17 protein-coding genes and 1 tRNA gene are annotated in these 25039 nt (G+C 37.0%); 11 read left to right on the top strand and 7 right to left on the bottom strand.

From position 1 onward, the window contains the following. Nucleotides 1-30 precede the first annotated feature (30 nt). The gene (locus tag ACP3T3_RS10640; protein WP_426479838.1) at nt 31-1392 is read right to left on the bottom strand and encodes an ATP-binding protein; all 1362 of its coding nucleotides are present in this window, start codon (nt 1390-1392) and stop codon (nt 31-33) included. Between the two features lie 27 nt (nt 1393-1419). Further along, nucleotides 1420-2124, bottom strand: coding sequence for a response regulator transcription factor (locus ACP3T3_RS10635; protein ID WP_426479837.1), 705 nt, complete (start codon nt 2122-2124; stop codon nt 1420-1422). A 101-nt stretch (nt 2125-2225) separates the two neighbouring features. On the opposite strand from ACP3T3_RS10635, the gene ACP3T3_RS10630 reads away from it, so the two are divergent. Beyond that, complete coding sequence (locus tag ACP3T3_RS10630) at nt 2226-2897, top strand: YiiX/YebB-like N1pC/P60 family cysteine hydrolase (RefSeq protein WP_426479836.1); 672 nt, start codon at nt 2226-2228, stop codon at nt 2895-2897. A 159-nt stretch (nt 2898-3056) separates the two neighbouring features. Then, complete coding sequence (locus ACP3T3_RS10625) at nt 3057-3368, top strand: NIL domain-containing protein (RefSeq protein ID WP_121488903.1); 312 nt, start codon at nt 3057-3059, stop codon at nt 3366-3368. Nucleotides 3369-3640: 272 nt separating this feature from the next. Here ACP3T3_RS10625 and murA read toward each other — a convergent pair whose 3' ends face one another. Together murA and ACP3T3_RS10615 are read right to left on the bottom strand one after the other, a co-directional pair. Then, entirely contained in the window at nt 3641-4948 is a 1308-nt protein-coding gene (gene murA / locus ACP3T3_RS10620; RefSeq protein ID WP_193544219.1) for a UDP-N-acetylglucosamine 1-carboxyvinyltransferase, read from the bottom strand. Next, nucleotides 4948-5619: a DUF4290 domain-containing protein gene (locus ACP3T3_RS10615; RefSeq protein WP_426479835.1), complete on the bottom strand. Its 672-nt coding sequence runs from the start codon at nt 5617-5619 to the stop codon at nt 4948-4950. The genes murA and ACP3T3_RS10615 overlap by 1 nt, the downstream gene beginning before the upstream one ends. A gap of 187 nt (nt 5620-5806) precedes the next feature. Between ACP3T3_RS10615 and ACP3T3_RS10610 the strand changes: the two genes are divergently transcribed. Next, nucleotides 5807-7246: an alpha-amylase gene (locus ACP3T3_RS10610; protein ID WP_426479834.1), complete on the top strand. Its 1440-nt coding sequence runs from the start codon at nt 5807-5809 to the stop codon at nt 7244-7246. 302 nt (nt 7247-7548) lie between these two features. Here ACP3T3_RS10610 and ACP3T3_RS10605 read toward each other — a convergent pair whose 3' ends face one another. Then, nucleotides 7549-7962 carry a thiol-disulfide oxidoreductase DCC family protein gene (locus ACP3T3_RS10605; RefSeq protein ID WP_426479833.1) on the bottom strand — a complete coding sequence of 138 codons (414 nt, stop codon included), beginning with the start codon at nt 7960-7962 and terminating at the stop codon, nt 7549-7551. 1 nt (nt 7963) lies between these two features. Further along, nucleotides 7964-8431, bottom strand: a complete 468-nt coding sequence (locus tag ACP3T3_RS10600; RefSeq protein WP_426479832.1) for a heme-binding domain-containing protein — start codon at nt 8429-8431, stop codon at nt 7964-7966. 432 nt (nt 8432-8863) lie between these two features. Between ACP3T3_RS10600 and katG the strand changes: the two genes are divergently transcribed. From katG to ACP3T3_RS10570, 6 genes are all read left to right on the top strand, one after another. Continuing rightward, the gene (katG, locus tag ACP3T3_RS10595) at nt 8864-11140 is read left to right on the top strand and encodes a catalase/peroxidase HPI (protein ID WP_426479831.1); all 2277 of its coding nucleotides are present in this window, start codon (nt 8864-8866) and stop codon (nt 11138-11140) included. 138 nt (nt 11141-11278) lie between these two features. Beyond that, the gene (locus ACP3T3_RS10590) at nt 11279-12901 is read left to right on the top strand and encodes an IS1182 family transposase (RefSeq protein WP_426479830.1); all 1623 of its coding nucleotides are present in this window, start codon (nt 11279-11281) and stop codon (nt 12899-12901) included. Nucleotides 12902-13483: 582 nt separating this feature from the next. After that, on the top strand, nt 13484-15025 hold the full coding sequence (locus ACP3T3_RS10585) for a T9SS type A sorting domain-containing protein (protein WP_426479829.1): 1542 nt from the start codon (nt 13484-13486) through the stop codon (nt 15023-15025). 4 nt (nt 15026-15029) lie between these two features. Beyond that, nucleotides 15030-18263: a hypothetical protein gene (locus ACP3T3_RS10580; protein ID WP_426479828.1), complete on the top strand. Its 3234-nt coding sequence runs from the start codon at nt 15030-15032 to the stop codon at nt 18261-18263. 5 nt (nt 18264-18268) lie between these two features. Continuing rightward, nucleotides 18269-21943 carry a DUF6443 domain-containing protein gene (locus tag ACP3T3_RS10575; RefSeq protein WP_426479827.1) on the top strand — a complete coding sequence of 1225 codons (3675 nt, stop codon included), beginning with the start codon at nt 18269-18271 and terminating at the stop codon, nt 21941-21943. Next, the gene (locus tag ACP3T3_RS10570) at nt 21943-22287 is read left to right on the top strand and encodes a hypothetical protein (RefSeq protein ID WP_426479826.1); all 345 of its coding nucleotides are present in this window, start codon (nt 21943-21945) and stop codon (nt 22285-22287) included. The genes ACP3T3_RS10575 and ACP3T3_RS10570 overlap by 1 nt, the downstream gene beginning before the upstream one ends. Before the next feature lie 187 nt (nt 22288-22474). On the opposite strand, the gene ACP3T3_RS10565 is transcribed toward ACP3T3_RS10570, so the two are convergent. After that, nucleotides 22475-22545 (bottom strand) — tRNA-Gln (locus ACP3T3_RS10565). A gap of 370 nt (nt 22546-22915) precedes the next feature. Here ACP3T3_RS10565 and der point away from each other — a divergent pair. Then, on the top strand, nt 22916-24226 hold the full coding sequence (der, locus tag ACP3T3_RS10560; RefSeq protein WP_426479825.1) for a ribosome biogenesis GTPase Der: 1311 nt from the start codon (nt 22916-22918) through the stop codon (nt 24224-24226). Between the two features lie 159 nt (nt 24227-24385). Then, a complete protein-coding gene (upp, locus tag ACP3T3_RS10555; RefSeq protein ID WP_426479824.1) occupies nt 24386-25036 on the top strand; it encodes a uracil phosphoribosyltransferase in 651 nt (216 codons plus the stop codon). Nucleotides 25037-25039: the final 3 nt, after the last annotated feature.

The raw sequence follows: 25039 nt of genomic DNA, 5'->3' as shown, positions 1-25039 counted from the left end.
TCAAATAAATTTGAACGAGGTTTTGATACATTAGCTAATCATAAACTCTACCGTAAAAGTTATCTCTTTATGTTCTGATACAACGTTGACTTTTGCATTATGGAGCAGAATAATCTTCTCGGTAAGGAATAGCCCTATTCCATGACCTTTTTCATGTCTGGATGTTTCGCTTCTGTAAAAAGGTTCGAAAATATGCTGTAAATCTATTTCATGAATAGTATTTCCTGTATTGGTAAAACTTATTGTAAGGATTTTCGAATTCGTCCTTACATCAATCAGGCAGGTATGTTCCGGTGAATATTTACAGGCATTGTCAATAAGGTTATTAAAAGCAACCTGCAGAAGATATTCATTTCCCTGGATGATAAGCTGATGCTCTTCTAGCGAATCTTCTATGTTCAATGAAACTTTATATCCTGAATTTTCTTTTATGATTTTAGTGTAAGATTCCAGCAGCACTTCATCAAGACGTACTTCCGAAAAACTAATCTCATTAGGGTCATAGCTCGCTTTGGCAAGATCCATTAAACTATTGGAAAGCTTTACCATATTGCGGGCATCTTCCAGCGCATATCGGATGGTTTCCTGATATTCTTCTTTGGTTTTATCCTTTTCAGAGGCCAGTTCCAGCTCCGTAATAATAGCCGACAGGGGAGTTCTCAGCTCGTGTGAAATATTGGATACAAAATGTTTTTGCGAATCAAAAGAATTTTCAAGCCTTTGCAGCATTCCATTGAAATTTTGGGCAAGTTCATTCAGCTCGTCTTTTTCTTTAGTTGTTTTCAGACGCAGCTGTAATTTTCCGGCTGTAATCTTTTTAATCTGATTCACCATCTCACTGAGCGGGCTCAATGCCTTTTTGGAAAGAAATATTCCTGCCAGGTAAATCAGGATCAGAATACTGAAAAAAGAAATAATACTGATGGTAAGAAGGTGGGTGAGATATTCATATCCGTACTGATCATAAGCTGCTGCGGTTACAGCATACGTTTTTCCTTCATAATGATACACCATTCCGATTACCTGCAGATCATCTAAAAAGAAACTGATTTTCTGTTTCCGGAAAATCTGAGCAAGCATCTCCGGGGTTTCCTTTACATCATCTACTTTGGCATCATCATGATAAACCAACTGATTATTAGTGTCATAAATGGCGACCTGAACTTCATTAAGGGTTCTGGTATTGTTTTTATAAAGCTTGTGCATTTCCTGCTCGGGAAGGGAGCTTCGGAAAAATAAATCAGCCTTGGCTATTGCCTCATTCTGAAGTTCGCTGTAAAAAGATTTCTCTCTGGCTTCTTTTGATGAATAATAGATCGAAATGCTGTAAACGCTTAAAAGCATTGCCGTGATTAAGGTAAAAAGCAGCGTAAGCCGGGTTCTTATTTTCATCCTGATATTTTTAGTTCATCTCAATGATTACTGTACAGCGCCTGATTCATAGTCTTTCTTCAGAATAAAACCCATGCCGGCTTTGGTGTGGATAAGTTTGGTGTCAAAATCTTTATCTATTTTCTTTCTGAGATAATTAATATAGACGTCAATAAAATTAGTTCCCGTATCAAAATGGGTTTCCCATACTTTCTCGGCAATTTCACTTCGGGAAAGAACCCTTTCTGAATTTTCCAGCATGAATTTTAAAAGATTAAATTCTTTGGGGGTTAATTTGACCGGAATTTGATTCCTGCTTACCGTTTTCTGCTTCAGGTTCATTTCAATGCCTTCATATGTAAGAACAGAAACTTTTTGGTGCAGCTGTTGCGAAAAGCGCTTCAGAAGTACCTTAATCCTTGCCACCAGTTCCCGCATTTCAAAAGGTTTGGTGAGATAATCATCAGCTCCGGCATCAAATCCTTCCAGTTTGTCATCAGTGGTTCCCAGTGCAGTAAGCATAATGACAGGAAGATCAGGTTGTAATGTTTTGATTTCATTGCAGAATTCAAGACCATTTTTTCCGGGTAACACAATATCGGTCACTGCCAGATCAAAATGGTTCTGCTGCGCCAGTTTCAGACCTGTGATTCCGTCATAAGCCACAGTGACCTCAAATTCAGCTTCCTGAAATCCTTTTGCAATCAATTTTGAAAGTCTGTCGTCGTCTTCAACTAATAAAATATGGGGCATGAGAATTTTGAAAATGTTTGGGTTGGTGTGAAGAATAGATCAATGTTTTCACAAATGTAATGAATTCTATTTTGTAATTTTGGCATTGAAAGTATAACGGAATGTCTGAATTTAAAATATCTTTTAGCAGAATCAAAGAAATTATTGTTGTTGGAATTTTATCCTGTTTAATAATTACATTGGTTCAGTGTAATAATGCCCGCTCTGCCAATGTACAGCTTCAAAACGGAGATCTGCTTTTTGTTACGGCAAAAGAGTCGGGACTTTCCGGTGCGATCAATAATGTCACTCAGAAACAAAAGACGGCGTCTTATGATCATATAGGAATTCTGGAAAAAGAAGGGAACAAGATGTTTGTTCTGCACGCTGCACCCAAAGGCGGTTCTCAAAAACAGGATTTAAAAGATTTTATAAAAGATCAGAAGCAAGAAGGGCAGCAGGTGATGGTATACCGTTTAAAACCTGAATACAGGAAGGTAATTCCTGCAGCCGTTAAAAAGGCAGAGTCCATGCTTGGAAAACCATACAACTTCAATTATATTCTGGATGAAAATTCCTATTACTGTTCAGATTTTGTAGAAAGAGCTTTTCGGGATAATCATATTTTCAAACTGGAACCCATGACATTTATTGATCCGAAAACAGGAAAAACAAACACATTCTGGGAAGAATTTTACAGCAAGAAAAATCTCAAAGTCCCTGAAGGAGAGCTTGGCTGCAATCCTAATGGACTGGCGGGTTCTGACAAATTGGAGAGAGTAGGAAATTTTTAAAATACAGAGAGAAGCTGATAAGGCTTCTTTTTTTTATGTTAAATTTTAAAAATATTAGTCTACTAATTTGGTGGACTAATATTTTTTTATATTTTTGTCACAGATTTAAATGCAGAGCGCACCATGATCTGATAATGTTTAGCCCAAAAATGTTTAGCGATGATTACACCTAATCCCGGCCTGCAGGTTTTGCAAAACAAAATAAACCTGCCTAAAAAAGAATTGTTACTGGAAATAGAGTTGAATGGCAAAATGAAATTTGAACATTTGATGAATACCATCTACAATCAATTAGGCATCTGTCATAGAGTGTTATCTGCTAATGTAGAGTACGTGAACGGATATAGTTTCGGTTCAGTACAGTTATATATAAATGTCAATTCAGAAGATTTTCAGCAGCTTGAAGTCTATCTGAATAAAAATAAACTTATCAATACAACGGTAGAATATACCTGCAGAACCTATTTTTAAGTGAGATTCATATAGTTTTAATTACTCAAAGTGTCCGGTTTTTTTACCGGGCACTTTTTATTTTTCGTTATAACAGATTTAAATGACGAATTATTAATTGGGACAGAAATGAGGTTGCCTCAAGGGTATCATTCTGAACGAAATGAAATGTAGTTAAGAATCTCATATATATTTGATTGATAATAAGATTCTTCCTTCGTCAGAATGACAAAAGTAAAACAAAAAAAGCGCTCAGAATACTCTGAACGCTTATATATATTAAATAAATAATTTTAGATTCTTTCAATATCAGCACCGATGGCTCTTAGCCTTCCATCAATATTTTCATATCCTCTGTCGATCTGCTCGATATTGTGGATGATAGATTTTCCTTCTGCAGAAAGTGCAGCAATAAGTAGTGCGTTTCCGGCTCTGATGTCCGGGGAAACCATGGTTGTTCCTCTTAGCGGGGCTTCCTGGTTCAATCCGATTACTGTAGCTCTGTGCGGATCACATAAAATGATCTGTGCTCCCATATCAATTAATTTATCCACAAAGAATAATCTGGATTCAAACATTTTCTGATGAACCAAGATACTTCCTTTAGCCTGAGTAGCCACCACTAAGATAATGGATAATAAATCCGGTGTAAATCCTGGCCATGGGGCATCTGAAATAGTAAGGATAGAACCGTCAATAAATTTCTGGATTTTATAATGTTCCTGAGCCGGAATGTAGATGTCATCACCACTCTGCTCAAGCTGAATTCCTAATTTTCTGAATGTATTCGGGATAACACCAAGCTGGTTCCAGTTTACATTTTTAATGGTGATCTCAGATTTTGTCATCGCTGCAAGACCAATCCACGATCCGATTTCTACCATATCCGGAAGCATAGTATGCTCAGTTCCTCTAAGATAATCTACTCCTTCAATCGTAAGGAGGTTAGATCCGATACCTGAGATATTCGCTCCCATTCTGTTCAGCATTTTGCATAATTGCTGAAGATAAGGCTCGCAGGCAGCATTGTAAATCCTTGTTTTTCCTTTTGCCAGAGCTGCAGCCATTACAATATTGGCTGTTCCGGTAACGGAAGCTTCTTCTAAAAGAATGAACTTCCCTCTTAACTCTTTAGCCTTTAAAGAATAGAAATATTCCTCTTCATCATAATTGAATTCCGCACCTAGTTCAACAAGACCCTGGAAATGAGTGTCAAGCCTTCTTCTTCCGATTTTGTCACCACCGGGAGTCGGCATATACGCTTCTCCATAACGGGCAAGCATCGGCCCCATCAGCATAATGGAACCACGTAATTTTGCGCCGTCTTTTTTGAACTCGTTAGACTTTATATAATCAAAATTTACCTGATCCGCCTTGAAAGTATAATCTCCCTGTCCGTTTTTAGTAATTTTCACTCCAAAATCCCCAAGAATTTCAATCAGCCTGTTAACATCATGAATATCCGGAATATTTTTGATTCTTACTTCTTCATCAGTAAGGAGAACAGCACATAAAATTTGCAGAGCCTCATTTTTGGCTCCTTGTGGAGTTATTTCACCCTGCAGTCTTTTTCCTCCTCTTATTTGAAATGTTCCACTCATTATTTTCTGTTTTTATTATTGTTATTATGCCTTCTTTTGTTGGGTTGGTTATTGTTTTTATTATTATTGTTGCTGTTCCTGTTGTTGTTATTGTTATTATTCCTGTTGTTGTTATTGCTGGTATAATAGATTTTACTTTTCTCTAGAGAATCTATTCCGGTAAGATCCAACCTGTTTTCAGACAGTTCTTTCAGGTGGCGGAAAATAACATCGTCCGTTACGTGTTCTTTATTATAGACATTATAAGATTTCTTCATATTGTTGGCAATCACTTCGATAAGGGCTTCTTTTTCATCACCCGGTTCCAGTTCGATTGCTTTTTCTATCAATTGAAGAATACTTTTTCCGTAAAACTTAAAGTCACCTTGAAGTTTTGGATATTCCATTCTTTTAGGTTTTTCTGCCAGCTCTTCCATAGTTGGAAACGGATAAGGAGAATCTACATCCAGATCATAATTGGCAAGAATATAAAGATGGTCCCAAAGTTTATGTTTATAATTTTCCTCGTCGCGGAGTTGTGGGTTTCTCTGACCCATAAAATCGATGATTGCCATAGCCATTTCATTCCTTTCCTCTTTGGTAGGAAGTTCTTTGCAGCGCTCAACCAACTGTTGTATAATTCTGCCGTATTCCGGCATATGAAGCTGAGTTTTTTGGGTGTTGTATTCCATAGTATGCAAATATATGGATTAAAAGAAAAATTGTTTCGAGAAACTTTAAAATTTATGATTTTTTAATGAAAAATTTGATTGCCTTTCATCTTGATTTATGATTAATAATTAAAATATCTCCCTTTCATTTGAATTTGTTTTTAATAAAATTGTATCTTGTTTAATAGATTGATAATTAATATTTACGATGAAAAAAACAACTTTTTTCCTTTCCCTGCTGGCTTTAGCATTTGCTCATTCATGCCGGAACAGTGATGAATTGACCATGGAACCTTCCAGACAGGAAGAAGTTCACAACAAAACAGTAAATGTAACCCACCATGATGGCCGACCCTTCAGTACAGGAAACGGTTCTGGTTCTGCACAAAGTAAATTTATAGCCGGTCCGGGAGGCGGAGTTCTGATGCAGGGCTTTTACTGGGATGTTCCCGGTGGCGGAAACTGGTGGAATACTGTTAAAGATAAACTGACAGCATGGTCTGGTGCAGGAATTGGCGCCGTATGGTTGCCGCCCGCATCCAAAGCACAGAACGGAGCTTATTCTATGGGATATGATCCTACGGATTATTACGATTTTGGAGATTTTAACCAGAATGGAAGTGTAGAAACCCGTTTCGGATCCAGAGCCGAACTGGAAGCATTGATAACAAAAGCTCATACCGAAAATATGCAGGTGTATGCAGATATTGTGATCAATCATAACAGCGGAGGGCAATCCGAAGCCAATCCTTTTACCGGAACCAGTACATGGACTGATTTCTCAGGTGTAGCTTCCGGAAAGTTTCAGAGAAACTATAACGATTTTTATAAAAATGCTTACGGAAATAATGATGAAGGCGCTTTTGGGGGCTTTCCTGATTTATGCCATGCCAACCCGCATGTGCAGGACTGGCTGTGGGGAAGAGATGACTCTGTTGCAAAATATTATAAAAACGTGATGAAGTTTGATGGCTGGAGATTCGATTATGTAAAAGGATTCGGACCATGGGTAGTCAATACCTGGAATTCTAATGTAGGAGGCTTTTCTGTCGGAGAATTATGGGATTCCAATGTTAACACACTGGAGTGGTGGGCTAATAATGCGAACAGTTCCGTATTTGATTTTGCTGCTTACTATAAAATGGATGAAGCTTTTGATAACGGAAACCTAAACGTTCTGAATGATGATATGATGTGGAAAAGAAATCCCTACAAAGCAGTCACTTTTGTAGCCAACCATGACACGGATATTATTTACAACAAAATGCCGGCATATGCCTATATTTTAACACACGAAGGATATCCGACTATTTTTTACAGAGATTATGAAGAATGGTTAAATAAAGAAAGACTGAACAATTTAATCTGGATTCACAACAATAAAGCTACAGGAACTACTTCTATTCTATATACCGATAACGATGAATATATCGCAAGACGTAACGGCTATAATGGTAATCCGGGGCTCGTTGTTTATATCAACACTTCATCAAGCTGGCAGGAAAGATGGGTAGAAACCAATTGGAGCAGCCAGCAGATTAAAGATTTTACGGGAAATTCAAGCTGGTATCCAACGACTCAGGGAGACAAATGGGTGAAAATCCAATGTCCTCCGAATTCTTATTCTGTTTGGTCGCTGAATTTATGAGTAATGAGTAATGAGTAATGAGTGATAATTGATAATTGATAATTGATAATTGATAATTGATAATTGATAATTGATAATTGATAATTGATTAAGCTGGTAAGAGACTGTTCTTCAGTTTAATTTCCATTAAACATTAAACATTAAACATTAAACATTAAACATTAAACATTAAACATTAAACTAGCAAAACTATACGTCTTATTTGTCATTCCGTAGGAATCTATACAATGCATTTATATTGTAGGAAACTCTTACGGAATGATCTTTTTATAAGTTAAATGAAACGGTGTAAGAATAATTAATTACACCTGGATAAACTTTTTCCGCTGATGTGGATCCGGCAGGTAGCATTTCTGATTGGCCAGCTTCATTCTGTTGCTGGAAATAATATCATATACCTTATCACTTAAAAACGAAGGAATAATTTTTCCGACAAAGGAAAGTTTATAAACTCCTCCCAATAAATTGGCAATTTCCAGTACTGCCCTTGATTTGATCTGATAATACCTTCCTGGTTTCCAGAGATACATCGTATTGAATACATTGGTTTCCAGTCCTCTTTCGGATAAAAACTTTTGCCCGAAATCAGATTGAAGAGAAGCAAACATGAACTGGTCTTTCTTGTCCCGTTCCAGAATCCACTGCACCCAGAAATTACAGACTCCGCAATCTCCGTCAAAAAAAACTATATGTTTGTTTTCCCAGTTTTCCATCATTTTATTTATTAAACATGATCCCTCTTTCTGTATCTTCTTTTACCTTTTTGAAATATTGAACAAGATCTGCACGCTGCTCATCCGATAGTTTAGCATTCTGATGACCTAAATAATAAGACTCAAGCGGCATTTCTTTTTTTTCAACCATTTCTATACATTCTTCCAGTTTATGAAGCTGTCTTTTAGGCTCATATACTGCAAAGATAGAAAAATTAAGATTTTTTCGGCCTTCATCAATGTGATTTTTCACCCACCATGAAGCAGGAGAAATATTGGTATACCAAGGATATGCTGTTTCATTGGAATGACAGTCATAGCAGGAAGTCCTGATGGTACGGGCAATTTTTTCCGGAGTATTTTTAATCTTTAGAAAATCCATTCCGGGGGTTAGTGGCGGATTGGTCTTGTCAATGGGAAAAAACTGAATGATGATAAAAGCAACAAGAATAATAACAATTATTTTTTTCATAAAGATCATGTTTGATATATAAAGATAGTTAATTTATTTTTAGTGAGAGAAAGTTGGAAGCTCGAAACAGGAAGAGGAAAAGCTTCTAGAAATTGTTGTAATGGTGTGTTTCTTCAGCAATTATTATGTTATTTTTCCTGATGATATTAAACACCCTCCTTTCACCTTCCTTTTCTCTTTAAATTCTTACGTTGAGTAATTCTAAATTGGGCTGTATACTGTTGTTTTTATTTAAGTTAATTTGAAAAATAACTAACTTAATACCACAATTTTGCCTTAGAAGAAATGCAGTCGGATTTACTTATTTATAGTTTCTAACTATTATAGAAATAAAAATTAATAGATTGTATTTATAACATAAACGTTGTAGGTTTGTCATGTCTTACAATAAGAATTTAAACTGTATTAATCAAAAGAATAAAATAAACGACAATGGAAAAAGATTTGAATGACATCAGTAAATGCCCGTTTCATAACGGAACAATGAAGAAGAACGTAGCAGGTGGCGGAATCCGGAATTCAGATTGGTGGCCGGATCAGCTTAGAGTAGATCTTCTGCGCCAGCATTCTTCCCTTTCTGATCCTATGGATAAGGATTTTGACTATGCTAAAGCATTTGAAAGCCTTGATCTGGGGGCTGTAAAAAAAGACCTTCACGCATTAATGACAGATTCCCAGGAATGGTGGCCGACAGATTTTGGCCATTATGGTCCGCTTTTTATCCGTATGGCCTGGCACAGTGCAGGAACATACCGTGTGGGGGACGGAAGAGGAGGAGCAGGAGCCGGACAGCAGCGGTTTGCGCCGCTCAACAGCTGGCCGGATAATGTAAGCCTTGATAAAGCAAGAAGGTTACTATGGCCAATTAAGCAGAAATATGGCAGGAATATATCCTGGGCTGATCTTTTGATCCTTACCGGAAACGTTGCCCTTGAATCCATGGGGTTTAAGACATTCGGATTTGCGGGAGGACGTGCAGATGTCTGGGAACCGGATTCCGACATATATTGGGGATCCGAGAAAACATGGCTGGGAGGTGATTTACGGTATGCCCACGGTTCAGAAGGAGTAGTAGAAGGGCATTCGGCAGTTCTTCCTACCGATGATGATGCAGACGGGGATATTCATTCAAGAAACCTTGAAAATCCGTTGGCTGCCGTACAAATGGGACTTATTTATGTAAATCCGGAAGGGCCGGATGGAAACCCGGATCCTATTGCAGCTGCTAAAGATATCCGTGATACTTTCGGACGTATGGCGATGAATGATGAAGAAACAGTTGCTTTGATCGCCGGAGGACATACTTTCGGTAAAACCCACGGTGCAGGCCCTGCAGATCATGTAGGCAAAGAACCTGAAGGTGCCGGGATAGAACAACAGGGACTTGGATGGACGAGTACTTATAAATCAGGCCGCGGAAGAGACGCTATTTCCAGCGGTCTGGAAGTAACCTGGACAGAAACCCCGACTCAATGGAGTAATTATTTCTTTAAAAACCTTTTTGAAAATGAATGGGAACTCACAAAAAGCCCTGCCGGAGCTCACCAATGGGTAGCGAAGGGTGGAGCGGATATTATTCCTGATGCATTTGATGCTGACAAAAAGCATAAGCCAACAATGCTTACAACAGACCTTTCGTTAAGATTGGATCCTGTATACGAAAAAATTTCAAGACACTTCTACGAAAATCCTGATGCGTTTGCCGATGCCTTTTCCAGAGCATGGTTTAAATTAACGCACAGAGATATGGGACCACGCACCCGTTACCTGGGACCGGATGTACCACAGGAAGAGCTTATCTGGCAGGATCCTATTCCGGAAGTGAACCACGAACTGGTTGACGAAAATGATGCAGAAGCATTAAAATCAAAAATTTTAAATTCAGGATTGAGTATTTCTGAGCTGGTATCTACAGCCTGGGCTTCCGCTTCTACTTTCAGAGGAAGTGATAAGCGTGGTGGTGCCAACGGAGCCAGAATCAGACTGGAGCCTCAGAGAAACTGGGAAGTGAACAATCCTTCTCAATTGAATAAAGTATTAAATGTACTGGAAGGAATTCAAAAAGAATTCAACGATACTCAAAGCGGAGGTAAAAAAATATCATTGGCAGATTTAATTGTATTAGCCGGTAATGCTGCTGTTGAACTTGCTGCAAGAAATGCAGGCCAGGACGTAAAAATTTCTTTTGCTCCGGGAAGAATGGATGCTTCTCAGGAACAGACGGATGTAGAATCCATGGGTTACCTTGAGCCTGCAGCTGATGGATTCCGTAATTATCTGAAAAGAAAATACACCGTATCTACAGAATCTTTATTGATTGATAAAGCACAGTTATTAACCCTTACCGCTCCTGAATTAACAGTACTGATAGGTGGGATGCGTGCTCTGGATACCAATTTTGACGGTTCAAAGCATGGCGTATTCACCAGCCGTCCGGGAGTGCTTACCAATGATTTCTTTGTGAATCTTCTGGATATGGGAACGCAATGGAAAGCCATGTCAGATGATAATGAACTGTATATAGGAAGTGACCGCTCAACCGGTCAGCCCAAATGGACCGCCACCCGTGCCGATCTTGTTTTCGGATCAAATTCTGAATTGAGGGCCGTAGCTGAGGTTTATGGAAGCGCCGACGCACAGGGGAAATTTGTAAAAGATTTTGTGGCTGCATGGACGAAGGTGATGAACCTGGACAGGTTTGATATATAAAAAATAATTTTTACATAATAGGATCGGCTGTCTAAAAAGTCCAAAAAAATATCCCCGTTACTTAAAAAAGTTTCGGGGATTTTTTTGTTGTTTGTCCTTTAAGATTTATCTTTAAGGTGCACCCAAACAAACATTGATATGAAAGTACGGTTTAAATCTTTACCCACCAATACTCCCAGCTTATTTCCTGAAGATATTTTTGATAAGATAGGTGCTAATCATCCGGTACGTCTTATCAATGAATTAGTGGATAACTTGAATATCGATCATATTATAAGTGAATATAAAGGCGGTGGAACGACAAGTTTTCACCCCCGGATGATGATCAAAGTTTTATTCTATGCCTATTTCAACAATATTTATTCATGCCGTAAAATAGAAAAGGCACTTGGAGAAAATATTCATTTCATGTGGCTTTCCGGCAACAGTAAGCCTGATTACAGAACCATCAATTACTTTAGGAGCAAACGGCTTAAAAACCATATTCACCGTCTTTTTGCAGATGTTACCGTTGTTTTGCAGAATTTGGGTTACGTAAGTTTAAATGTTCAATATATAGATGGTACAAAAATAGAATCATCTGCCAACCGATACAGCTTTGTATGGAAAAAATCTGTAGAAAAGAATAAATTAAAACTGGAAGCTCAAATTCATTCCGTACTTGAAGATATTGAATCCCAAATCAAAGAAGAGCGTTATGAATCCCATGAAAAGCCCCTTCCAAAATCTATTGACAGCAGAGAGCTTCAGGATAAAATAGCAGAACTTAATCACTCTTTGGCACAGGACAATAAAACCGGTAAGAAGCTCATTAAAAAGCTTCAGCATCAGGACCTGCCCAGATTACAGAAGTATGAAGATCAATTAAAAATACTCTCAGGCCGCAACAGTTATAGTAAGACAGATCCCGACGCCTGCTTCATGCGGCTCAAAGACGACCATATGAAAAATGGGCAGCTTAAGCCAGCCTATAATGCACAGATCAGTACTGAAAACCAGTTTATCACCCATTACAGCATTCATCAGACTCCTGGAGATACCACTACATTGAAGGATCATCTTAACGGCTTTGAAAATCAGTACCACAAACAAAGTAAAGAGGTAGTAGCAGATGCCGGATATGGAAGTGAAGAGAATTACGAAATGATGGCAGAAAAAGCTATAGAGGGCTATGTAAAATATAATAATTTTCATAAAGAACAGAAGCGCAGTGAGAAGAACAATGCGTTTGCTGTACAGAACTTATATTATAATGAGGAAAATAACTTCTATGTATGTCCCTGCGGACAGCAAATGAACTTTATCGGTAAAGGCAAAAGGATCAGCAGTAACGGATATGAATCTCAGGTACATTATTATCAGGCTTTCAGATGTCAGGGTTGTCCTCTTAGAGAAAGCTGCCATCAAAGCCAGGATAATCGATTAATCGAAGTGAATTATAATCTGAACCATCACAGAATGAAAGCCAGGCAAAGGCTGATATCTGAAAAAGGGCATTACCACAGAAGTAAACGGCCTATAGAAGTAGAAGCTGTATTCGGGCAATTAAAAAGCAATAATAAATTTTCAAGATTTACTCTAAAAGGACTTGAAAAAGTAAATATTGAATTTGGATTAATGGCATTGGCACATAATCTTAGAAAATTAGTGAAAAACAGAAAACTTAACCGTAAAAATTGGCTAAATACACTTAAATGCAAACAACATATGTATCTTTTCCATAAGTATATGGAAATCCAAAAGTATAAAATTGCTGCATAACTATACGCAGTCTCAAAACAAAATAAAGAGGCTGACCTTTTTGGACAGCCTCTTTTTGATGCTTATAAAATCAAATTGGTTTTGTAGATCTACAAAAATTGAGGTAGTGCTAGGAAATACAAAAATCAGGCAAGGTATTAACTAAAAATATTATAGAGTATTTATTCAATTGAGAATAAATTAAATTTACAAGTGGTTAAAAATTAGATGTTTAATCGATATGAAAAAATAATAACAAAAAAATTGTAGTTGATCAGAAACTATCCTATTTTCGAATCAGATATAAAAAATTTATCAAGAAATAGCATTGGTGAGTACTTATCAAAGTTTATAAATTCAATATATTACTTTAAAGTTTTTTATAAAAATATAATACGACAAGTATTGTCGCTTTGCAGGTATATCTTTGCTTTATTAAAGAAAAGTTAATAAATTTTCTTTGGGATGGTATAAACTTTAAAAATTTTAATTTTGTAAGCATTAAAAAACATAACCATGAAACAATAATTACACTCGATAATTTGTGTATTTCTATATACACAATAAATCAATCAACATTTACTTAACATTAATAACACAAGTATGAAAAAACTCTACATGTGTGCATTGTCTCTATGCACTATTACGGGCATATTTGCCCAAGAGGTACTTTGGCAGAAAGATATAAAATCCAATTCGCAGGATTTTTTAAGCCAAATAACTACAACAATTGATGGACAATACCTTATTACAGGGAGTAGCATTCAAACTAATAAACTCCAGCAAACCAGTAAACAGAACAACGGGTATGATTTTCACTTGATTAAATTAAACCAGCAGGGAGAACAGGTTTTTGAAAAATATTTTTCTGGAAACAATCACGACTATTTATCTTCAACTATCACTACCCAGGACGGAGGGTTTCTTATTTCTGGTACCTCGTATTCAAGTAAAGGTCTGGATAAAAAGGATGATTCTAATGGAGGATCAGACATTTGGTTAATTCGAATCAATGAATTTGGAAACCAGTTATGGCAGAAAACCTTAGGGAGTTCTTCTGATGAAGAGGCAAGAGCTGTGATCCAAACTACAGATTTTGGATTCTTTGTTGCTGGAAATATACAGAATGCCGTAAAGAGTTATGGCTCCAAAGATGTTTTAATTGTCAAATTAGACAAAGACGGAAAAGAATTATCCCAACTTATTTTAGGTGGGAAAGGTTTAGATGAAGTCGAAAAAATGATTCCAACACGTGATGGTGGTGCATTGCTTGGAATATATTCTCGAAGTAATGTGGGCGGAACAAAGAAAACTGAAAATTATGGAGAAGGAGATTTTTGGGTGATAAAAATTTCTAAAGATAATAAAGTAGAATGGGAGAAGAACTTCGGGGGCAAAGGTGATGATCATTTGAGAACTCTGGCCTTAACTTCAAATGGTTTCATTATTGGTGGAGAATCCAGATCGGAAAGATCAGGAAATAAAACCGTCGGATTAGAAGAAGGAACAGACCTTTGGTTAATCTCTTTAAATGAAAGAGGTGAAGAACAGTGGCAGAAGTCTTACAATTTTAAAAACAGAGATATTCTGATGGGAATGAGTGTTCTTCATTCAGCAGATGATAAATCTTCTAAAGGAATTTTATTGGGAGGTTATACTCAGGCAGAAGGAAGAATAGAAACAGATGATGAAACTTTCTGGATGCTGTATTTAGATCAAAATGGTAATGAACAATGGAGAAAACACATAAAAGGAGAATCCAGAAAGAAGGAAGAGAGACTTTCTGATTTAAAGCTGAACAGAGATGGTTCTATTGTTCTTGCAGGGACAAGTGCTGAAGAGCTGGGGAAAGAAAACTGGAAAATTGTAAAACTGGGAGACAAACAGGTTGATCAGCTGATTGAAAAATATGATATCAAAATCTATCCAAACCCTGTTTCGGATTATGCTTATGTGGAAATTGGCTTTGATTTCAAAGATGCTGAGATTCTGTTGTATGATATGAGCGGAAGACAGCTTCAAAATCTTACTACTAAAAACAGAGTTACCAAGCTAAACACCCAGGCACTTATTCAGGGAGCTTATCTGGTAACAATCAAAACAGACACGAATAAAACGGCAAGTGCCAAACTAATTAAGAAATAATACGATGAAAAAAACTTTAACATTGGCAGGGATTATTCTTTCTGCTTTAATGTATAGTCAGAGTAATACTCCACAAGATTATACTGCCAATACAAATGATGCTGGTAAGCACATTCCCAAGATATCTCCAACCAGCCCTGAATCATTTAAATTCAGCCAATATGGAAATGTTCCTATAGGAATGTTTACAGGTGCTCCCAATATTAATATACCAATTACAGAACTTTCAGTTGATGGAAACAGTATTCCCATTTCTCTAAATTACGCTTCCAACGGTATTAATGTGGATGAGATGAATGGCTCAGTTGGATTAGGCTGGACATTTATTTCAGGTGGAGTAATTACCAGAACCATACGGGATAAACCCGATGAAGGAAGTAATTTTAATAGCGGGGATGTACCACTAACTGAAAACTTTGCTACACAACTGAATGCGTACCTGGCATTTTGTGAAAATGATGATTTTGATTCTGAACCTGATCTGTATACTGCCAACTTTGCTGGTTATAATGTGAAATTTGTGATCAATAAAGCAGGTAATATTATTATGATTGATCAGAAAGATTACCAAATTAAAAGAAATGATAATGGAAACTTATTTTCAATTATCCTGGATAATGGGGTACGATATAATTTCAATGCTGTAGAATATATACAAAACAGGACACTTAATACTGGAGGACATCAGCCTCCACAACAATATATACAATCATGGTATTTAACTTCCATCATTACTCCTAATGGCCAGAAACTTACCTGTGAATATCAGGATGTGAATTATACCACTATTCTTTCACAGTCTCAAACAATGACCTATACCAAAGAACCACAGTATAAATATGGAGATGAATTACCTGGTGGTTCTTTAGGGCTGCCTTACTGTCCTGTTATACCGTATACAATACCCCCGGATTTAGGGCTTATTGCTGATTCAGAACAGTATGTAGTGGGTAAACAGCTCAAGAAAATATTTGATACCAACAATAACTCCATTGTTTTCTCTTATGCAGCTCAGAATGGTGATTATTCAAGGCTCACCAATATAAAAAAGTATCATAATAATACAGTCATTGATGATATTAGCTTTAATTATTTGACAACGAATTCTTTAAGAGTATTCTTAATCGAAATACAAAATAATAAAACGAATTCATCACATAAATTTACCTACAATAATCCTCAAAGTTTTCCTTCAAGATTGAGCTTCTCAAGAGATATGTGGGGGTATTATAATGGAGCTGGCAACAGTAGTCTCGTACCAAAATTGTTTGCAAGCACAGATATTACAGCTCCTCAATATGATGGAGCTGATCAAAGTGTTAATCCCTCTTATGGCCAATATGGACTATTGAAAATGATTACTTATCCAACAGGAGGAAATACACTTTTTAATTACGAAAATCATGTTAGGAAGGAAAATGTTTTGGTATATGCGCCTGAAGTTCATATAGGAACCTCAGTAGTGAATGGCTCTAACAGCTATGATTCAACACAGGAATTAACTATTACTCCTGCAAAGGCAGGGTATGTTCGTATTGGATTAGCCAATTATCTTAATCCTTACGGAAACTGTAAAGACAGTCCCGTTTTAGAAACTGATAAGCAGAAAGGTGGGATGTGGGTTAAAGATCAGGCGGGAAATTATATGCCTTTATTTGAATATTTTCCTGGTATCGGATACACCTCTCTTGGTATTTCGGCAGACTCTTCATTGAATAATAGCCAAACTGCCTATGTTTATGTTGAGAAAAATCAGACCATTAAAATCACTGTGCAAGCATTATTCGCTTGTTGTCAGGCATATATTCAGGCTTACTACTTTGATCAGGAAGACAAATATGTATTACAAGATGTGCTAAAAGGAGGATATAGAGTTGCATCAACGGTTGACACTCCTGTTGACGGACTTCCTATAACCAGAAAATATAAGTATATCAGGGATAATGGGGAGTATTCTATTAATATTACCAGAGACCCTGTATTTATTGAAGACAGGTCGGCAGGTTCACTTTGTATGGGTACTATGAATCCGTTGCCTGCTATGTCCACCTATACGGCCATTACTTCATCTAACATAGGCAGATTATTTTCTTTTAATCCGAATATTTTTTATGATACCGTGGAAGAACAAATAGAAGGAAAAGGAAAAAGCATCCATTATTTCAGTTCCGAGACGGATTACCCGGGTAATGCTATTAAAGGAGGCTCTATTATCTCTGCTCCCTGGACGAACTCAAGTTGGAAGAATGGAAAAGAGGTATTAACCGTTTATAAAGACAATGGGGGAACTACCTTAAAAACTGTTGAAAATCTGTATGCTGAAGATCCTATCAGAACATCTTATCTGGGAGGTATCAGCAGACGAAAAATTTATGAACCTATTATCAATGTTGGAAATTGGGATGCTGATTATCCACATATGGATGTTGTATATTATAAAAACATCAGTCGTTTTACCTATTTACAGTCTCAGAAAACAACGGATTACTTTAATGGTACACCTTTTGAAACTAAGACAGAGTATTTTTATGGTAGCCCTTCTCATCGTCAATTAAAGAAACAGAAAAACATTATGCCTGATGGAGTAATTAATGAGACTGAATATAATTATGCTTATGAAAAAGGCAACCAAAAACTTATCAATGCTAATATGATAGGAATTCCTTTGGAAACAACTGTGGTGAAAAAGATCAATGTAAATGATAATACAGGAAAAATTATTTCTAAAACGGAAACGAAGTATGATAATCCATTGAACTTACTACCAAGCTCTGTTGTGTCTACCGATTTGCAAAATACCCAAACCACAGAAGTTACTTACGATCAATACGATTCCAAAGGGAATCTTCAGCAGTACACCACCAAGAATGGGGTTTCCACAGTAATCATCTGGGGTTACAACCAAACCCAGCCGATAGCAAAGATAGAAGGAGCTAAATTAACAGATATTTCACAGTCGCTGATTGATTCCATTGTTAATGCTTCCAATACAGATGCTTCTGCTGTGGCTAACAATGATGAGTCTGCATTTTTATCAGTGTTGAATACCTTTAGAAGTTCTCTATCAAACTATCAGATCACTACCTATACCCATGATCCATTAATTGGAGTCAGAAGCATTACTCCACCGTCAGGAATCAGAGAAAACTACATTTATGATTCTGCAGGCAGACTTCAGAAAATAGTAGATGTAAACGGACATACTGTAAAGGAAATGATGTATAACTATAAAAACTAAACACAATGAGAAAAATAATAATCCCCATAAGTGCTTTATTTATAGCAGGTACTTTACAGGCACAGCTTTCCACGATTTCTAATACGGAAAACTATATCCAGAGCAAAACCTATCTGGATTATAATGGTACCACGGCTACCAAATCCTCGGAAACGGTACAGTATTTTGATGGGCTTGGAAGACCTAAACAGATTGTCAACTTACAGGCTTCACCTCTGGGACGTGATGTTGTCACCCATATTGAATATGATCAGTTTGGAAGACAGGTAAAAGATTACCTGCCTGTTCCCCAACTTTCTACCAGCAACGGAAACTATTATTCCGGCCCATTGGGAGTGTATCCCACCACGTATGGTGATGAAAAAATCTATTCCGAAAAGGTTCTGGAGAATTCCCCTTTAGACCGGGTTCTGGAGCAGAAACAGGTAGGTAATGACTGGAACGGAAAATCTGTAAAGTTCGGTTATGACACCAACGGATTTAATGAAGTCTATCAGTACATTACTACCACGAGCTGGATAAATGGAGCTACTAAAAGTGTACTGAGCTTATCGCCTGCCACGATTTATGCCCCAAACCAGCTTTATAAAAATTCTGTAAAAGACGAGGATGATAACGAAACTATTGAGTTTAAAAACGGTAAAGGCCAGGTTTTATTAGTTCGAAAAATAAAGAGTTCTTCGGAACATATCGATACCTATTATGTTTACAATGAATATGACCAGCTGGCTTTTGTAATACCTCCTCTGGCTGTTCATAAGCCTATTACGGATGATCTTCTCAATATCTTATGCTATCAGTACCGTTATGACGGAAAGGGCAGATTGGTGGAAAAAAAGCTTCCCGGAAAAGGATGGGAATTTATGATTTATGATAAAGCAGACAGACTTGTAGGAACTCAGGATGCTGTATTAAGTGCAAAAGGGCAATGGCTGTATACGCAGTATGATCAGTTTGGAAGAGTTGTTATTACGGGACTTGCTACAGGAGGCGACCGCAATACAGAACAAACATTGGCTGATGGTTCAAATAATATGACACGGACTAATTCTGTGGTATTTAACAGGCAGGGAATGGATGTTTATTATGACCCTGGTGTCACCTATCCTCATGCCTCTAAATGGGTTTCTTTATTATCTATAAATTATTACGACTCTTATCCTGCATACGGTTTTAATCCTGTATTTCCTTCAACTATTCAGGGAGAACCTGTACTTTCTGATTCACCTACAACCGATGGAAGAAGTACCAAAGGACTGTCTGTAATGAGCTTTGTAAAGAATATCGAAGATGATAACTGGACAAAGAACTATACCTATTATGACAAGAAAGGAAGAGTAATTGGAGGTCATTCTATCAATCATTTGGGTGGATATACCCACACAGAATCCAAGCTTGATTTTGCAGGATTACCACAACAAACCATTATCACTCATTTACGAAAAGCAGGGGAAACTGGAATCACTGTAAAAGAACGCTTTGTATATGATAGTGGAAACAGGCTAAAAGAACATTACCATCAGGTAGACAGTAATCCAGAAGAGCTACTGGCTAAAAACAGCTATAATGAACTCTCCCAGCTGGTCAACAAGCAGGTAGGAAACAACCTTCAGAGTATCGATTATGCTTACAACATCCGAGGTTGGATGACGGGTATTAACAAAGATCAGATGAGTCTTACGGATTTGGGAGGAAAGCTTTTTTCTTATAAAATCAAGTATACTCAAAAAGAGGGTATCAGCAATCCAGATCCTGCACAATTTTCGGGTAAAGATGTACTACCAAGATACAACGGCAATATCGCAGAAGTAGACTGGAGATCTGTTGAAACATTGGGCGTAAATCCTTCATTAACACCAAAGAGATATGGTTATGCTTACGATAAACTCAACAGGCTGACGGCCGGATACTATCAGAATCCCAACAACCCATACAGCAAAGAGAATACAGAATCTCTGCAGTATGATGTAAATGGTAATATTACCGCTCTTTACAGGACTTCTGTGATGGAGAATGGAAGCAATACAGCTACCGTAATTGACAATCTTGCATATAATTATATGGGAAACCAGGCTGTCAAAATCAAGGATGACAGCGGTAATAGTACAGGGTACGAAGGTACAGTCGGACTTCCAATCGGATATGATGCCAATGGAAATATGACTTCCATGCAGGATAAGCTGATCTCAGAGATCAGGTATAATTATTTAAATCTTCCTCAGGAAATGAGTATAGATTTTGGTCCTTCTGGTAAAGTTATAAATACCATGTATAGGGCAGATGGTACAAAGCTGGAAAAAACGGCTGTAAACAGTGTTTCAGGATATTATACCGTTACCACCACTACAGAAAAGACAGATTACCTGGATGGTTTTCAGTATTTTAGAAGAGACATTGTTACCTCAGGAGGGAATCCGGGAGGAGAAATTGAAATGATGACAGCAAGAGCAATGGAACCCCAGGCATTTTCTTTAATACAACCTATTGACCCCACGATAGAACCTGTTTTTGGAGGAGGAAACCTTGGAGGAAATATTGTTCTTGACCTTAAAACTCCGGACTTACAGTTTTTCCCTACTTCTGAAGGGTTTTATGATTATCAGAAAAATCAGTATATTTATCAATACAAAGATCACTTAGGAAATGTCCGTGTGAGCTTTGCAAAAAACAGCACAGGCGCTCTTGAAATCGTAGATAATAATGATTATTACCCTTTTGGAATGAATCATTTGAAAACAGGAACGGCTTATTTTGGACAGGATAGCTTTAAAAAGTACAAGTACAACGGCAAGGAGCTTCAGGAGACAGGGATGTATGATTATGGTGCACGGCTATACATGGCAGATATAGGTAGATGGGGAGTAATAGATCCACTGGCTGAAAAGATGACAAGACATAGCCCTTATAACTATGCTTTTAACAATCCTTTGAGATTTATTGATCCTGATGGAAGGCAGGCAACAGATTGGTATCGTAACAAGACGACAGGTAATTATGTATGGAAAGATACTAATAAACAAATTGCAGGCTATGAACATTTAGGCAAAAAGTATCAATTTGGAGAATCCTATAATGGACAGGACAGAATGTATTATCTGCATGCCAATGGTTCTGCTACAGCTAAAACAGGTAATAATAGTGTTACCCTTGCTCATGTTGAAAATGGCAACTCAATTAGAACCATTAATGGTGAAAAAATTACTTCATCTGCAACCAGTGTAAGTGGTTTAGCTGCTCAGGTTTCATATAATCAAAAATTAATGGGTTCTGTTGGAGTTACTGGAAGTTTTGGTTATGTGGCAGATTCAAGTACGGGGACTTTTGGAGGAAAATTTTATTATTCTTATGGCTGGTCTTTGTCAAACAGCAGTGGTTTTTCGGTTGATTTTAATACAATAAGGTCTACAGATCCAGATACTTTATTTAAAGTTAATGACTTTAAAGGTTTTGGAAATAGTGTAACAGGTGGATTTGGTGGTGGTTTTTCTTGGGGAGGATCATCTTTAACTCAGAAAGCTGATGGTTTAGATATTTCACATGGTCAAGAATGGGGTAAATATCCGGGAGGGTATAATACTTTTGGGGTTTCGTATGGTCTTCAAAATAAACCTTCATTTGGGATTTCAATATCAAGAACGCAAACTAGATTTGTTAGCGATATACCTAAAGATTGGAAATAATGGATAGAAATAAGAGTTTATTAACAGTGTTAATTATTATTGCGATAATATTTTTGTATAATCGTATATTTTCCTCAAAAAATGGAGGAGGCTTTTTAGATGGGGTGAGGGAAAAAGAAATAAAATCCTTAGTCATCAAAAAGTATATAAATTACGATAATCACAATATACCATTCTTAGTCTACGGAAATAAGGACAGTATAGTGATTTACAGAGACTGGTGGGAAAAGATTTTTGTTGGAGATTCAATAATAAAGCCAAAAGGTTCTTTAGAAATAGTTATAAAAAATTCTAATGGAATCGAAAGGTTTAATTATCAAGATAAATTTGGTTTAGATAATTAGTGTTCCTGCTAGCGAGTGTCTTGCTGGTATCCTATGGTATACAATAAAAGCCACTGCAATTTTTTTTTTGCAGTGGTTATTGTCTTTATAAACATGTTCAAATAAAGCCGACAACTAGAGAATAAGGTTAACTCTTAGTAGAATTTGTAAAAAGAAAAAACAAAAACCACCCAAAAAGGATGGTTTGTAGACCCACAGGGATTCGAACCCCAGATGACTGAACCAAAATCAGTAGTGTTACCGCTACACCATGGGTCTGTTTCTATGCCGCGAAATTATAGAATTTATTTTAAATATGAAAGTCTAAATTAAAGATTTATTAGCATAAAAGGAGCTTAAATAGCATTACTTATTGATATCCAAATAATTATTTTTCAAGAAAAATTTTAAGAAAAAGCTTTTCACCCTGAATAACCGGATACTAGAACCTACTCACTCACATTCATTGAAATGACGAGTATGACTATCTTATAGATCATGACTTCCAGCTTCCCTCTTCCAACTTCCCCTCTTCCAGCTCAGTTAAATAATAAAGTCCTATCTTTGCAAAAAAATTGGGCTCCAAAAGTTGGAGTAACCCATTAATAACATATCCTGAGCAAAGCAAAAGGATTATTAAACATTTTTTATGTCAAATATTGTCGCAATCGTTGGACGTCCCAACGTAGGAAAATCAACGCTTTTTAATCGTTTATTAGAAAGAAGAGAAGCTATTGTAGATTCTACAGCCGGTGTTACCAGAGACCGTCACTACGGAAAATCAGATTGGAATGGAGTAGATTTTACGGTAATTGATACAGGAGGATATGATGTAGGTACAGATGATATCTTTGAAGAAGAAATCCGTAAGCAGGTGCAGTTGGCGGTAGATGAAGCAACGTCCATTATCTTTATGATGAACGTGGAAGAGGGGCTTACTGATACAGATTATGAAATTTACAGACTTCTCAGAAGATCAAACAAACCGATTTATATCGTTATCAACAAAGTAGATTCTTCGAAAGAAGAACTTCCTGCAACAGAATTCTATCAGCTGGGAATAGACAAATATTATACTCTTTCTTCAGCAACAGGTTCCGGAACAGGAGAACTGTTGGATGATATTGTTAAAGATTTTCCAACTACAGAATATAAAGATCCATTTGAAGGGCTTCCTAAAATTACCATTGCAGGCCGTCCGAACGTAGGGAAATCTACAATGACTAACGCTTTATTGGATGTTGAAAGAAATATTGTAACCGATATCGCAGGAACAACAAGAGACAGTATCCAGACTTTATATAACAAATTCGGACACGAGTTCGTATTGGTAGATACAGCAGGGATGAGAAGAAAGTCTAAGGTAAACGAAGACCTTGAATTCTATTCCGTAATGAGATCTATCCGTTCTATCGAATATTCTGATGTAGTGATCATTATGGTGGATGCTACACAGGGATGGGAATCTCAGGATATGAATATCTTCGGTTTGGCTCAGAAAAACAGAAAGGGAATTGTAATCCTTGTTAACAAGTGGGATTTGGTTGAAGATAAGCAGACCAATACCATGCGTGATTTTGAAAAATCAATCAAAGATAAGATAGGTCAGTTCCAGGATATTCCAATCCTATTTGTTTCAGCTTTAACGAAGCAGAGAATTTTAAAAGCAGTAGAAGTAGCCATGCAGGTGTATGAAGACCGTAAGAAGAAAATTAAAACTTCAAAACTGAATGAAGTAATGCTTCCGATCTTCGAAAATACACCGCCGCCGGCATTGAAAGGAAAATACATTAAAATCAAATATTGTGTTCAGCTTCCTACGCCGTCACCACAGTTTGTATTCTTCTGTAACCTTCCGCAATACGTGAAAGAACCATATAAAAGATTTACTGAAAATCAGCTGAGAAAAGAATTCGGGTTTACCGGAGTTCCGATTGAAGTGTATTTCAGACAAAAATAATAAGAACAATTGTTCATGAAAATCCGGTGAGCCTGCTTACCGGATTTTTTATGCAATCAGAACAGACTTTCTCCTTAAGCCCGATCTTTCAATTCGTTTTTTAGTTGTAATTTTGCAGGAATTAATATCAATTAACTGAAATTTAAAAATAAAATTTTCATGCTTACTATTTTATCGCAACATTTTTCTCTTGTCAATGAATGGATTAACGAACTTAGAAACGTTACTATCCAGCATGACCGAATGAGATTCAGAAGAAATATGGAAAGAATCGGAGAAATTGCCGCTTTTGAAATCAGTAAAGGATTGGAGTACAGAGAGGTTGAAATTCAAACCCCGTTGGATACAATAAAAAGCAGGGAAATTGCTGTACAACCGGTTATTACAACCATTCTAAGAGCAGGAGTTCCATTATTCGAAGGAATTCTGAATTACCTTGACAGGGCAGACTGCGGTTTTGTGGCAGCTTACAGAAAACACGATGCCAACGATTATTTCTCCATCAAACAGGATTATCTTACCTGTCCAAGTATCGAAGGAAGACCTTTGATTGTAGCCGACCCGATGTTGGCAACAGGAGCTTCTTTAATTGAAGCCATTAAAGATTTGCTAACCAATGGAAATCCAACCCAGCTTCATATTGTAGCTGCAATTGCTTCAAAACAGGGGGTTGAAACAATTCAGAGCGCTTATCCTGAAGCTCACATCTGGGTAGGAGCTATTGATGAACATTTAACATCTAAAGGGTATATTACTCCGGGATTAGGAGATGCCGGAGATCTGAGCTACGGAGAAAAACTTCAGAGATAATTT

Source organism: Chryseobacterium sp. CBSDS_008, from assembly GCF_049959325.1.
Taxonomy (GTDB): Bacteria; Bacteroidota; Bacteroidia; order Flavobacteriales; family Weeksellaceae; genus Chryseobacterium.
Note: the sequence above shows the minus strand (reverse complement) of the source record. Positions and strands in the feature narration are given on the sequence as shown.